Annotated in this window: 13 protein-coding genes and 1 pseudogene; 5 read left to right on the top strand and 9 right to left on the bottom strand. The window is 75.5% G+C overall.

All coding sequences use genetic code 11. The features are described from left to right. Positions 1-50 precede the first annotated feature (50 nt). From ACIQOV_RS07265 to ACIQOV_RS07245, 5 genes are all read right to left on the bottom strand, one after another. A complete protein-coding gene (locus ACIQOV_RS07265) occupies positions 51-1316 on the bottom strand; it encodes an NAD(P)/FAD-dependent oxidoreductase (protein ID WP_401045899.1) in 1266 nt (421 codons plus the stop codon). Between the two features lie 127 nt (positions 1317-1443). After that, entirely contained in the window at positions 1444-1875 is a 432-nt protein-coding gene (locus ACIQOV_RS07260) for a nuclear transport factor 2 family protein (protein WP_387693549.1), read from the bottom strand. Between the two features lie 7 nt (positions 1876-1882). Further along, entirely contained in the window at positions 1883-2686 is an 804-nt protein-coding gene (locus tag ACIQOV_RS07255; protein WP_380351134.1) for an MBL fold metallo-hydrolase, read from the bottom strand. A gap of 160 nt (positions 2687-2846) precedes the next feature. Beyond that, entirely contained in the window at positions 2847-3347 is a 501-nt protein-coding gene (locus ACIQOV_RS07250) for a hypothetical protein (RefSeq protein ID WP_401045896.1), read from the bottom strand. A gap of 160 nt (positions 3348-3507) precedes the next feature. Beyond that, entirely contained in the window at positions 3508-4782 is a 1275-nt protein-coding gene (locus ACIQOV_RS07245) for an MFS transporter (protein WP_401045893.1), read from the bottom strand. A gap of 101 nt (positions 4783-4883) precedes the next feature. Here ACIQOV_RS07245 and ACIQOV_RS07240 point away from each other — a divergent pair, with 101 nt between their 5' ends. Further along, entirely contained in the window at positions 4884-5981 is a 1098-nt protein-coding gene (locus tag ACIQOV_RS07240) for a DUF5937 family protein (RefSeq protein ID WP_401045892.1), read from the top strand. A gap of 110 nt (positions 5982-6091) precedes the next feature. Beyond that, entirely contained in the window at positions 6092-6949 is an 858-nt protein-coding gene (locus tag ACIQOV_RS07235) for a PhzF family phenazine biosynthesis protein (RefSeq protein WP_401045890.1), read from the top strand. A gap of 12 nt (positions 6950-6961) precedes the next feature. Here the strand turns inward: ACIQOV_RS07235 and ACIQOV_RS07230 are convergent, their stop codons facing one another. Further along, positions 6962-7468, bottom strand: coding sequence for an AAA family ATPase (locus ACIQOV_RS07230; protein WP_401045887.1), 507 nt, complete (start codon positions 7466-7468; stop codon positions 6962-6964). 222 nt (positions 7469-7690) lie between these two features. On the opposite strand from ACIQOV_RS07230, the gene ACIQOV_RS07225 reads away from it, so the two are divergent. Then, on the top strand, positions 7691-8938 hold the full coding sequence (locus ACIQOV_RS07225; protein ID WP_401045885.1) for an aminoglycoside phosphotransferase family protein: 1248 nt from the start codon (positions 7691-7693) through the stop codon (positions 8936-8938). 92 nt (positions 8939-9030) lie between these two features. On the opposite strand, the gene ACIQOV_RS07220 is transcribed toward ACIQOV_RS07225, so the two are convergent. Continuing rightward, positions 9031-9288, bottom strand: coding sequence for a ferredoxin (locus ACIQOV_RS07220; protein ID WP_359900334.1), 258 nt, complete (start codon positions 9286-9288; stop codon positions 9031-9033). Further along, a complete protein-coding gene (locus ACIQOV_RS07215) occupies positions 9285-10499 on the bottom strand; it encodes a cytochrome P450 (protein WP_401045881.1) in 1215 nt (404 codons plus the stop codon). The genes ACIQOV_RS07220 and ACIQOV_RS07215 overlap by 4 nt, the downstream gene beginning before the upstream one ends. 642 nt (positions 10500-11141) lie before the next feature. On the opposite strand from ACIQOV_RS07215, the gene ACIQOV_RS07210 reads away from it, so the two are divergent. Together ACIQOV_RS07210 and ACIQOV_RS07205 are read left to right on the top strand one after the other, a co-directional pair. Then, entirely contained in the window at positions 11142-12227 is a 1086-nt protein-coding gene (locus ACIQOV_RS07210; RefSeq protein WP_401045879.1) for an S-(hydroxymethyl)mycothiol dehydrogenase, read from the top strand. After that, positions 12224-12856: an MBL fold metallo-hydrolase gene (locus ACIQOV_RS07205; RefSeq protein WP_401045877.1), complete on the top strand. Its 633-nt coding sequence runs from the start codon at positions 12224-12226 to the stop codon at positions 12854-12856. The genes ACIQOV_RS07210 and ACIQOV_RS07205 overlap by 4 nt, the downstream gene beginning before the upstream one ends. 46 nt (positions 12857-12902) lie before the next feature. Here ACIQOV_RS07205 and ACIQOV_RS07200 read toward each other — a convergent pair. Further along, positions 12903-12990 (bottom strand): annotated as a pseudogene (locus ACIQOV_RS07200) (TerD family protein); the annotation flags it as partial.

The raw sequence follows: 12990 nt of genomic DNA, 5'->3' as shown, positions 1-12990 counted from the left end.
GGGGCCTGGTCAACCCCGGCGTCCCGGTGGGGTGATCACCGGCCGGTCGGTCACACGTCCCCGAGCGGCACGTTCGGGTCGGCCAGCGCCTTGGTGTCCACCACCCGTCCCGAGCGCACCAGTTCGCGGATCGGGTCGGTGACGTCCCAGACGTTGACGTTCATCCCCGCGAGCACCCGGCCGCCGGACAGCCAGAACGCGATGAACTCGCGGGTGGCCGGGTCCCCGCGGAACACCACCCGGTCGTAGCCGTCCGGCTCGACGTAGCCGACGTACTCGGCGCCGAGGTCGTACTGGTCCGTGAAGAAGTAGGGAACGCGGTCGTAGACGGCGTCCTCCTGCCCGATCAGGGCACGGGCGGCGGTCTGCGGCTGGTTGAGCGCGTTGGCCCAGTGCTCGACCCGGATGTGCCGCTCGAACAGCGGGTGGTAGGCGTTGGCGACGTCGCCGGCCGCGTAGACGTCCGGGTCGGAGGTGCGCAGGTGCCGGTCGGTCCTGACGCCGTTGTCGACCTCCAGCCCGGCCGCCTCGGCGAGGCCGGTGGCGGGGGAGATGCCGATGCCGACCACCACCGCGTCGGCGGCCACCGTCGTGCCGTCCGCGAGCCGCACGCCGTTCACCGTGCCGCCCTCGCCGGTCAGTTCGGCCACCTTGACGCCGAGGCGCAGGTCCACGCCGTGCTCCCGGTGCAGGTCGGCGAAGACCTGGGCGACCTCCCGGCCGAGCACCCGCAGCAGCGGCAGTTCGAGCGCCTCCAGCACCGTCACCTCGGCGCCCGCCTCCCGGGCCGCGGCCGCCACCTCCAGCCCGATCCAGCCCGCGCCGATCACCGCGATCCGGGCCCCCGGCCGCAGCGCCGCCTTGATCCGGTCGCTGTCCTCGACCCGGCGAAGGTAGAGCACCCCGTCCTGGTCCGCGCCGGGCACCGGCAGCCGGCGCGGCACCGAGCCGGTGGTCAGCAGCAGCTTGGCGTACTCCACCCGGCCGTCGTCGGCGAGTGTCACGGTGTGCCCGGCCGGGTCGATCGAGACCACCGCCGTGCCCAGGCGCAGCGTGACGTCGTGCTCCGCGTACCACTGCGGCGGGTGGACGTAGATCTTCTCCCGGGGCGTCTTCCCCAGCAGGTAGCCCTTGGACAGCGGCGGCCGCTCGTACGGGCGCTCGTGCTCGTCGCCGATCAGGACGATGCCGCCCCGGTACCCGGCCTCGCGCAGCGCCTCGGCCGCCTTCGCGCCGCCCAGGGACGCCCCGACGATGACGACCGGGCGCTGCCGCCCGCCGTCCGCTCCGGTGGTCCCGGTGTCCGTGCCCGCCATGTGCGACTCCTCGTTCTCCGGCCGTGATCGGGGTCAGCCTGCCGCCGTGCGGGTGGTCTGTCGAGACCGCGCCTGGCGCGCCGCGCCGCGCTCGCCCGTACGAGTGAATGGGACCCCCGGGTGGGCCTCAGCCGGTCATCGCCTCCCTGACCAGTGCGGTGTCGGTGAACTGCTCGAAGCGCACGATCCGGCCGCCGCGCACGGTGAAGCGGTGGGCGATCCGGACCGCGAGCGGTTTTCCGGTGGTCTTGTGGACCGCCGTGTAGCGGCCCAGCACCACCACGGTCTCGCCGTCCACCACGTAGGTGTCGTCGTGGGCCGTCCAGTCGTCCCACTCGGCGGCCAGCCGCTCCATCACATGGGCGGTGACGCCCTTCGGGGTGCGGTAGGTGCCGGCCAGCGGGAAGCCGGCCATCTCGGTCCACTCCACGTCGTCGGCCAGGGTGGCGCGCAGCGCGGCCAGGTCGCCCCGGGCGGACGCCAGGTACTGGCGGCGCACCACGTCGGCGGGGGCGGACGACTCGGCGAAGGAGGAGACGTCCCGGGGGATCTCGATCATCGTCCGCTCACCCCCAGGCCATCTCGCCCATGGCGACCTTGGTGCCGATGTCCACCGCGATCCGCAGCCCCAGCTTCGGGAAGCGCCGCTCCAGCGACTCCTTGGCGGAGGCCGCGTCCGGGGCCCGGCCGATCTCGGTCTCGAAGGCGCGCAGGTAGGCGCGGGTGTGGTCGACGGCGTTCAGGTCGGTGGGCGCGCCGGCGACCCGGTGGCCGGCCGCCACCCAGGTCGGGTGGAGCGCCTCGATGCCGTCCAGCAGGTCGATCCAGGCGGCCCGTTGGGCGGAGGTCGGGGTGTCCGCCGTCCACACGTGCAGGCCCTCGAAGAGCAGCACCCCGCCCAGCACGGCGCGGTGGTGGTGCTGCCAGAGGTAGTGCCGGTCCGGCAGGTGGAAGTCGGCGCCGCGCAGCTCGAAGCGGTGGCCCTCGAAGACCAGCTCGTCCCCGTGCAGCACCTCGGGCCGCACCAGCCGGGTGGGCAGCTCCGGGCCCAGGTGCGCCCAGGCGCGCAGCTTGGCCTCGTACGTCTCCTGGATGTGTTCGACGGTGGAGGCGGTGGCCAGGAAGCGGGCCTGCGGGAAGGCGTCCTGGACCTCCTGGGCGCCGAAGTAGAAGTCCGGGTCGCCGTGGCTGACGAAGACGGTGGTCAGCCGCTTGCCGCTCGCCCCGATCCGTTCCACCAGGCGGCGCCCGTCCGAACGGGTGAACCCGGCGTCCACCAGCAGGGCGTCGTCCGGGCCGGTGACCAGGACGGAGGTCTTGTTGAGCGAGCTGTCGGGGGTGTCGACGATCTCGAAGTCGAGTGCGCTCATGCGCCCACCCCGCTCCGCTCGGCGGGCGCTTCGCGCAACGCGCAGCGCTCGATGGTCCGCTCACTGCGTTCGCTCACGTTCGGTGTCCTTCCTCGGGCCGGGCACGCCTCGCCGTCAGCATCGGCGGTCCGCGGCCCGTCCGCATCCGGAGCCGGAACACCTACTGGCGGCTCCAGAGCGTGAGGTCGCTGCTGGTGGCCACCGCGAGGGTCCGGCCGGTCGGGGAGAAGCCGGCCGCGCGGAAGGCGGACCGGTCGGAGTCGAGGACCAGCCACCAGCTCTCGCCGTGCTCGCCCTGCCACGGCCCGCGGCCGCTGGCGAGCAGCACCCGGTGGTGCGGCCACTCCGGGGCGACCACCTCGATGTGCCAGCCGCCCTCGGCGGCCGTGTGGAGCCCGCCGCCCCACGTCCCCGCCACCGGGATGCGCACGTCCGCGACCTGGCCGAGGCCGGGGCAGGAGAGGTCCAGGCCGTCCGGGTCCTCGGCGGGCTCGTGGTCGCGGGCCAGCTTGAGGCCGGTCACCGCGTCGAACAGGCCGTGGCCGCCGTGCGAGACCGTCAGCACCAGGTCGTGCCCGCTCTCGGGGTGGACGGCGAAGCCGATGCCGATCAGCCCGCCGACCGCGATCAGCCCCCGGCCGACCGGCCGACCGGCCGCCACGGCTCCGGCGGGGCGGTCACCCCGGCGGCCATGATCCGGTCGCGGAGGTGCTGCTGGTGCGGGGTCAGGGCCATGCAGCCGATCATCCCACCGGGGCGTTCCCGCCGCGCCGGCCCGTCGGCGCGGCGCTCCTCCGGTCCTCCTCCGGCGCTCCCACCGGTCAGTGGGCCGGACCCAGCCGCAGCACCGCCAGCGCCCCCAGCGCGGTGGCCGCGGCCAGCGGCACCCACAGCTCCCCGGAACCGCCCGCCAGCAGCGCCGTCAGCACGGCCGGGGCCGCCGCCCGGCCCACCCCCGCCGACAGCTCCCAGCGCGCCAGCGCCCGCCCCAGCAGGTGCGGCGGGGCGACGGACGCCACCAGCGCCGTGCCCGAGCCGGTGTAGAGGATCTCGCCCAGCGTGTACAGCACCGAGACCGCCGCGATGCCCACCGACCCCGGCACGCCGCCCAGCGAACCGACCGCCCAGAAGCCCAGGTACGACACCGCCAGCAGCGCCCCCGAGGCGGCGAGCACGACGTGCCGCGGACGGTCCGCCAGCCGCAGCACCAGCGCCAGCTGCAGGGCGATCACCAGCACCGTGTTGCCGACGAAGACGCCCGAGGACCAGGCCGGCGAGGCGTGCAGCCGCAGCACCAGCAGCGCGGGCAGCGCCACCTCCAGCACGTCGAAGCAGAACGCGTACGGCAGGTTGGCGACACTCAGCAGGGTGATCCGGCGCAGCGGCTCCGCCCGCTCCGGCGCGTCCGCCGGCCGGTCCTGGCGCGGAGCCCGCACCCGCAGCGAGCCCACCAGGACGGCCGCGCCCAGGCAGGCCGCGCCCGTCACCCCGGCCAGCAGCCGGATCGCGCCCGCCCCGCCGCTCACCGCCAGCGTGGCCAGCAGCGCGCCCGCACCCAGCCCGGCGTTGCGCAGCGACCGCCCGGCGGCCAGCGCGGCGTCCCGCAGCCGGCCCTCGGTCAGGGTGCTCACCACCGCCGCGTGGGTCGTCGGCCAGGACTGGCTGCCCACCCCGAACAGCACCGCCGCCGCCGTGAACCCCGGCAGGCCGTCCGCGAGCAGCAGCGTCAGCGCGCCCGCCGCCCGCAGCAGCAGGGTGGCGGCGGCGGGCAGCGTCCGGGCGCCGCGGTCGATCCACCGGCCGGTCAGCGGCACCACCAGCAGGCCCGCCACCATCCCGGCCGAGAGCGCCAGCCCGGCCGCACCCGCGCCCAGGTGCAGCATGCCGACGCCGTACAGCAGCAGGAACGGCCGCAGCAGGCCGCCGCCCACCGCGTCCACCGCCAGCGCGACGGCGTACCGGGGCCCGCCGGCCGCGGTCAGCAGGCCCAGCAGCGCGGACGGGCTCCGGCGGCCCGGGCCGGCCGGCGGGGCGGGCGGCCCGCCGCGGCGGTCGGCGGCGTGGTCGTGGACGGACTTCTCCCGGATCAGGCTCATGGCCGGTACCGTCCGCCCGGGTCGGACCGCGGGGCACGCGGATTGACGCTTCCCGTCAATCCGCGGGAGCCCGGTCGACGGCGGGTGGCAGGATCCCCGGTGTGAGTGTGACCATCGACATCACGGGCCTGCCCGACGAGCGCCTGCTCTTCACGCCCTCCCCGCTCGGCGAGCTGAACGCCATGCTGCACGTGCTCGCCGAGCCCGCGCACCACCCCGCGCTGCAGGGCTGGGCCGGCTGCACCGCCACCGTGATCCCGCCCGAGCTGTCCGAGCGGCTGCTGGAGGCCGACTTCCTCTGGCGCTCCTCGCGCGCCGACTTCCTCGTGCCCGGCCTGCCCGGCGCCACCCTCGCCGAGGAGCTCGACGCCGTCGACCGGATCGACGACGAGCTGTACGTCGCCGCCGCCCTCATCACCACCTGCGGCTCCTCCCGGCTCACCCGGCGGATGGGCTCCCCGCTCACCGACCCGGAGGCCAACGAGCGGGCCCGGGAGCTCGCCCTCGCCCGCGGCCCCCGGCAGGCCGCCTTCGCCGACCGGCTGCTCGCCGACCCGCCGGCCGTCCGGGGCCTGGTGCGGCGGTTGCTGGAGGACTGCCGGTCCGCGTTCTTCGCCGACGCCTGGCAGCGCGTCCTGCCCGACCTCGCCGCCGACGCCCGGCGCAAGGCCGACCTGCTCGCCCGCCGCGGCCTCGCCGAGGCGCTCGCCGACGTCTCGCCCTCCGTCTCCCTCGACCAGGGCGGGGACGGGCGGCGCCGGATCGTCATCGACAAGCTCCAGGACAACACCACCAGCGGCACCGACGCCGGGGGCGTCACCTTCATCCCCACCGCCTTCGGGCGCCCGCACCTCCTGGTGGTGCACGCGCGCGGCCGGCGGCCCGTCCTCCAGTACCCCGTCGCCGAGGCGGGCCTGCCCGAGCCCGTCTCGCTCGCCCTCGTCCAGCAGCGCCTGGAGGCGCTCGCCCACCCCGTGCGGCTGCGCCTCGCCCGCACCATGGCCCGCGGCCCGCACACCACCGGCGAACTGGCCTCGGCCTGGCAGCTCAGCGCGCCCGAGGTGTCCCGGCACCTGGCGGTCCTGCGCAGGGCCGGGCTGCTCACCACCAGGCGGCGCGGGCGGTACATGCTCTACGAGCTGGACCTGGCGGGCAGCGCCCGGCTCGGCTCGGACTTCCTGGAGGCGGTGCTGCGGTGAGCGGAGGCGCCGAGGGGGGAGGAGGCGCCGAGGTGGGAGGAGCAGCCGCGGAACGAGGAAGCGCCGCGGTGGGCGGGAACAGTCCGCGCACCCGGCGCGTTCGTCCGGTCATGATCGACGACGCCACTCCCGAGATTCTCCGCTACGCCGCCTTCGCCACCCGCCCCGAGGGCGGCAACCCGGCCGGCGTGGTGCTCGACGCCACCGGACTGACCGACGAGCGGATGCTCGCCGTCGCCGCCGAGGTCGGGTACTCCGAGACCGCCTTCCTGACCGCCGGCCCGGCCGAAGGCACCTACCGGGTGCGGTACTTCAGCCCGCTCGCCGAGGTGCCGTTCTGCGGGCACGCGACGGTCGGCTCCGCCGTCGCCCTCGCCGAGCACACCGGCCCCGGACGGTACGTCTTCGCGACCGCGGCCGGGGACGTCCCGGTCGAGGTCGAGCGCGGGGCCGACGGGCTGCTGCGCGCCACCCTCACCAGTGTCGAGCCGAAGGTCGAGGAGGTGCCGGCGGCCGACGTGGCGCAGGCGCTCGCCCTGCTCGGCTGGTCCGCCGACGACCTCGACCCGGTCCTGCCGCCCCGCGTCGCCTACGCGGGCGCCCGGCACCTCGTCCTGCCGGTCGCCACCCGCGAGCGGCTGGCCCGGCTCGACTACGACTTCGACGGCCTCGCCGCGTACATGCGCGCCCGCGACCTGGTCACCCTGCAGCTCGCCTGGCGGGAGGCCCCCGAGGTCTTCCACGTCCGCGCCCCGTTCCCGGTCGGCGGCGTGGTCGAGGACCCGGCCACCGGCGCCGCCGCTGCCGCCTTCGGCGCGTACCTGCGGGAGCTCGGCGCGGTGACGGCCCCGGCGGTGCTGACGCTCCACCAGGGCGAGGACCTGGGCCGCCCGGGCGTCCTGCGGGTCGAGCTGCGGGCGGAGGACACCCGGGTACGGGTCTCCGGCACGGCCGTGGCGATCGGCTAGCGATTCCGGGCCTCAGGACGGCGGGGGCTGGAGCAGGACCTGCTCGCCCTCGCCCCGGGGCTCCTCGAAGCCGATGAAGTAGCGGTCGAACAGTTCCGCGCTCACGGTGACGGAGTTGGCGCCGCGCTGTTCGTTGCGGACCGCCAGGCGGCGCTCCAGCGTCGCCCGGTCGGCCTTGAGGTGGACCAGCTCCCAGCGGCAGCCGTGCCTTTCCACCAGCGCCTTGTAGGTGTCCCGGGCGGCGCGGCTGCGGAAGGTGTAGTCCACCACCACGTCGCGCCCGTCGCGCATCAACTCGACCAGCTCCACCAGCTGTTCACGCCGGATCTCGTCCTTGAGCCGGTCGAACTCCTCCTGCGGCAGGACCAGCCCGGCGTCGCACCGCCCGAGCCGCTCCCACACTCCCTCGTCGATCGACAGCCGCGCGTAGCCCTGCTGGACGAGGCCCATCGCAAACGTGGTCTTGCCCGCTCCGGGCAGACCGCACATCAGCACCACCGTGCTGGATCGCCGTGTCACCGGCCCAGGTTAGCCCCGCAACGGCCGGTGGGCCGCCGTATCCCGTGCGGAGAGGGCCGTCGCCGGGCGAAGTCCCTCGTGTCCGACCGGGAGCAGGCCCGGGCGGCGGCACGCGAACGGGCCCGGGCGGCGGTGCTCCGGCCGGTGCGGGCGGCGGTGTTCCGGCCGGTGCGGGCGGAAAACCGTTGGCACGGGCCCGCCCCGGTGGGCGAAGCTGCTCCGATGCAGCGAGCGAGCAACCGGACCGTGACGGTCGATCTCACCTACGGCGACGAGTACTTCGGGCAGCTGGGGCCCTTCGAGGTGGAGCTCGGCTGGTGGTCCTCCGTGGACGAGGTGGTCGCGCGGGCGGCGGCGTCGGCCGGGGTGCCGGTGCTGGTGGCGCGGCTGGTCGACGGGCGGAGCGAGGAGCCGGGCCACGGCGGGCGGGTGCGCTACCACGCCGAGGCGAGCGAGCGGCCGAGGGCGCTCGACTCCCGGCCCCCGGAAGCCGGGACGGCCGCGCTGCTCGGCCCCGCCGAGCGCCGCGCCGCCTGGGCCACGCCGGAAGGGCTGCGGTCGGCGCTGGACTGGGCGGAGGCGGAACTCGCCGCCGTCGGTCGCCCGGCGGCCGGGCCCGCCCGGCAGATCCGGACCTGGAACCTCTCCGGCCTCTTCCGCCTCCCCACCGCGACCGGAGTGGACGCCTGGCTGAAGACCACGACGCCGGCGTTCAACGCCCACGAGGGCGAGGTCATCGCGCTGCTCGGCGGCGTCGACCGCACGCTCGTCCCGACCGTCCTCGCCGCCGACCCCTCCGGTGGGCGGCTGCTGCTCGACCACGTCCCCGGCGAGGACTGCTGGAACCCCTCCGCCGGGACCGTCGCCGACGTCGTCCCCCGGCTCGTCGCCGCGCAGGCCGCGCTCGCCGGCCGTCCGGACGACCTGGCCGCACTGCGCGACCGCACCCCGCGCGCCCTGGCGGCCCAGCTGACGGCCCTGCTGGACCGGCTCGCGGAGGAGACCGACCTGACGCCCGAGGAGCTGGACCGCCTGGCCGGCTTCGCCGCCGACCTGCCCGGGCTGCTGGACCGACTCGCCGCCTGCGGCCTGCCGGAGACCCTGCTGCACGGCGACTTCCACCCCGGCAACTGGCGTTCCGACGGCGGGAGCACGGTGGTCGTCGACTACGCCGACTCCTGCCTCGGCCATCCGGCCCTGGACGGGCTGCGCCCCCGCGCCTACCTCGGCCCGGAGGCCTGGCAGCACCACGCCGCGGTCTGGGCGGAGGCCTGGCGGCGCCACGCCCCCGGCTCGGACCCGCGCCGGGCCCTCGAACTCGCCGAGCCGCTCTACCACTTGTCCTACGCGCTGCGCTACCAGGAGTTCCTGGACCACATCGAGCCGAGCGAACGCCCGTACCACGAGGGCGACCCGGCCGCCGAGCTGCGCGCCGTGCTGGCCTGCGGCCCGGTCGCCGGGCGGAGGTAGCCGGCCGGGGTGCGACGGCCGACGCCGGCGCCCGGGCCCTCGGAACCGCCGGTGGTGCCCGTCGCGGTCGCGGCGGGCACCACCGGGCGCGTTCACTCGGCGGGGGCGATCCGGTAGCCGCCGCGCGCCGAGTGGAGGCTGAGCGCCTCGACCGGGCAGAAGTCCACCGCCTCGGTCAGCCCGTCCGTCGGCTCCGCGCCGCCGTCCGCGTACTCGGCCAGCGGTGCGGCCAGCCCGTCGGAGCCGAGGACCAGCGAGTCGGGGGCGCTGAGGGCGCACATCCCGGAGCCGATGCAGCGGTCGCGGTCGACCCGGACGACCACCGGCTCGGTGTCCGCACGGCCCGTCACCACTCCACCCGCAGGGAGTTCGGGCTGCGGGTGAGCAGGCCGCGCCGCCAGTCGATCCGGCCGACCGGGTCGGCCAGCCGCAGGGCGGGCAGCCGGCGGGCCAGCCGGTGCAGGGCGAGTTCCAGCTCCATCCGGGCCAGCCAGGCGCCCAGGCAGTGGTGCGGCCCGGCGCCGAAGGTGAGCATGGGGGCGGCCAGCGGGGAGAACAGCTCGGTGCGCAGGTCCCCGGTGAAGGCCTCCGGGTCGTGGTTGGCGGCGTTCGCGTCGGCGGCGACCACGCTGCCGGCCGGGATGACCACACCGCCGATCTCGACGTCCTCGACGGTGCGGCGCATCAGTCCGGGCATGTGCTCCTGGCGGTCGCCGAGCGGGACGGCGCGCAGCAGCTGCTCGGTCGCGGCGGCGGCGCTGGCCTCGTCGGAGGAGAGCCGCCGCCAGGCGTCGCGGCCGTCCTGGAGCAGGTAGACCAGGGCGTTGCCGAGGCTGGTCATGGTGGTCTCGTGGCCGGCCACGACCAGGCCGATGACCAGGACGACCAGCTGGCCCTCGGTGATCGAGCCGTCCTCGGCGGCGGCCGCGAGCAGCCCGCTGACCAGGTCCTCGCCGGGGGCGGCCCGGCGTTCGGCGATCACCTCGGCGCCGAAGGCGGCGAACTCGGTCATCGCGGTGACGATCGCCTCGGCGCTGTGGGCGGTGGTGGAGAGCGCGTGGTCGCTCCAGTGCGCGAGCCGCTTGCTGTCCAGGTTGTCCAGGCCCATCAGCCGGCTGATCACGGCGACGGGCAGCGGGCGGGAGTAGCCGGCGATGATGTCGGCGGGGGAGCCGTGGTCGATCAGCTCGTCGATCAGCGACTCGACCACCGAGGCCACCCAGGGCCGCCAGCGTTCGATCGCGCGCGGGGTGAAGGCCCGCTGCACGGTGCGGCGCAGCCGCTGGTGGTCGGTGCCGTCGATGTTCAGCATGCTCTGCGGGTCGTCGAGGATGTTCGGCGTGACCGTGATCGGCGGGGCGTCCGGCGCGTAGAGCGGGGCGCGGCCCAGTCGCGGGTCGGTCAGCACCTGGCGCACGTCGGCGTGCCGGCTGACCAGCCAGACCGGCGTGCCGGTGGGCAGCGCGGCGAGGCGGGGCGGGCCGGGTTCGAGTTGGCGCATGCAGTGCAGCGGGGGGAGCGGGGCGGTGCCGGCGCTGGTCGCACTGTTCTCGGTGGACATCCGTACTCCAGACTCCAGGGCGGTGGGCCGCGGGACGCGACCCGACGGGGGGTGAATCCGGGGATCGTGCGGGGGACGGGTGATGCGGCCGGCTGGCGGCTCGACACGGGCCGGGGTTCGGTCGGGCTCCTACGGGGTGTGGCGCGAAATGTGCGCGGGTGCACGGTCGGTGCGCACCCGGCGCGGTCGGTGCGCGGTCGCGCGCCGACGGGTGGGGCGGGTGTGCTGAGCGTGGTCGCGTGGACCGTCTCAGCTACGACCGTACGTGGGTGGCGGGGCGCCCGTCTGCGGCACTTCCAGCCAACGCCGGTGCTTTCCGGGCACTTCGGGGCGTGCTGACAGGCGCTCGGCGACGCCCGTGCGCCCCTGTCGACAGGGCCGCGCCGGGCGGTCCCCGGGCGCTCGGCGGATACCCGGGCGGCACATGCCGCGGGGAGGGTCCGTGAGCCGGCGCGGCGGTGTCGGACACGCCGTCGGCAGGTCCGGTGAGCCGTATCACACCACGTCACGTCGGATCGCCCGGGACGCTCCGCCGGTGACCGGCCGGGCGGGCGATACGCTTCGTGGGCAGTTCGTCTTGCAGTCGTGTTGTCGCAGGTCACGCCGGTGCAGAGCCGCACCGGCAGACGGAGGTGGAATCGGATGCCCCAGCAGGTCAAGGCAGTCATCGCGCGCGCCAAGGGCGCGCCCGTGGAGGTGACCACGATCGTGGTGCCGGACCCTGGCCCGGGCGAGGCGGTGGTCCGGATCCAGGCGTGCGGCGTCTGCCACACCGACCTCCACTACCGGGAGGGCGGCATCAACGACGAGTTCCCGTTCCTGCTCGGCCACGAGGCCGCGGGCATCGTGGAGTCGGTCGGCGAGGGCGTCACCGAGGTCGGGCCCGGTGACTTCGTGGTCCTCAACTGGCGTGCGGTGTGCGGCCAGTGCCGCGCGTGCAAGCGGGGCCGCTCGCAGTACTGCTTCAACACCCACAACGCGAAGCAGCGGATGACGCTCCTGGACGGCACCGAGCTGTCTCCGGCCCTGGGCATCGGCGCGTTCGCCGAGAAGACCCTGGTCGCGGCCGGCCAGTGCACCAAGGTGGACCCGGCGGCCGACCCGGCCGTCGCGGGCCTGCTGGGCTGCGGCGTGATGGCGGGCCTCGGTGCCGCGATCAACACCGGCAACGTGGGCCGGGGCGACTCGGTCGCGGTGATCGGCTGCGGCGGCGTCGGCGGCGCGGCCGTGATGGGCTCCCGGCTGGCGGGCGCGGCGAAGATCATCGCGGTGGACATCGACGACCGCAAGCTGGAGACCGCCCGCGGGCTGGGCGCCACCCACACCGTCAACTCCCGCACCACCGACCCGGTCGAGGCGATCCGCGAACTGACCGGCGGCAACGGCGCGGACGTGGTGGTCGAGGCGGTCGGCCGGCCGGAGACCTACAAGCAGGCCTTCTACGCCCGGGACCTGGCCGGCACCGTCGTCCTGGTCGGCGTGCCGACCCCGGAGATGACGCTGGAGCTCCCGCTGCTCGACGTCTTCGGCCGCGGCGGCGCGCTGAAGTCCTCCTGGTACGGCGACTGCCTGCCCTCGCGGGACTTCCCGATGCTGATCGACCTCTACCTCCAGGGCCGCCTGGACCTCGGCGCCTTCGTCACCGAGACCATCGGGCTCGACGCCGTGGAGCAGGCCTTCGAGCGCATGCACCAGGGCGACGTCCTGCGTTCGGTGGTGGTCCTGTGACCTCGGCCCGCATCGACCGGCTGGTGACCGCCGGGACCTTCGAGCTCGACGGCGGCAGCTGGGAGGTGGAGAACAACGTCTGGATCGTCGGGAACGACGAGGAGGCGGTGGTGATCGACGCCGCGCACGACGCCGAGGCCATCGAGGCCGCGCTCGGCGGGCGCCGGCTGCTGGCGATCGTCTCCACCCACGCGCACAACGACCACATCGACGCGGCCCCGGCGCTCGCCGACCGCACCGGTGCGCCGATCCTGCTGCACCCGGACGACCTTCCGCTGTGGAAGCTCACCCACCCCGAGCGGCTGCCGGACGGCGAACTGGCCGACGGCGGGCGGATCGAGGTGGCCGGCACCGAGCTGACCGTGCTGCACACCCCGGGGCACGCGCCGGGCGCGGTCTGCCTGTACGCGCCCGGGCTGGGCACCGTCTTCACCGGCGACACCCTGTTCCACGGGGGGCCGGGAGCCACCGGCCGGTCGTTCTCGCACTTCCCGACGATCGTCGACTCGATCCGCGAGCGGCTGCTGACGCTCCCGGCCGAGACCGTGGTGCGCACCGGCCACGGCGACCCGACCACCATCGGCGCCGAGGCCCCGGCCCTGCCGGAGTGGATCGCGCGCGGGCACTGACGCCCCGCCCGTACGCCCCCGGGGAACGCCCGTTCCCCGGGGGCCGTACCATCGCGGTCTCGGTGGAGGCGTCCTCGGAGAGGTCGTAGCGGGCCAGCTCCGTGTTGTCGGCCTGGTTCACCACACGGATGAAC

This window comes from Kitasatospora sp. NPDC091257, assembly GCF_044757675.1.
Taxonomy (GTDB): Bacteria; Actinomycetota; Actinomycetes; order Streptomycetales; family Streptomycetaceae; genus Kitasatospora; species Kitasatospora lactacystinica.
Note: the sequence above shows the minus strand (reverse complement) of the source record. Positions and strands in the feature narration are given on the sequence as shown.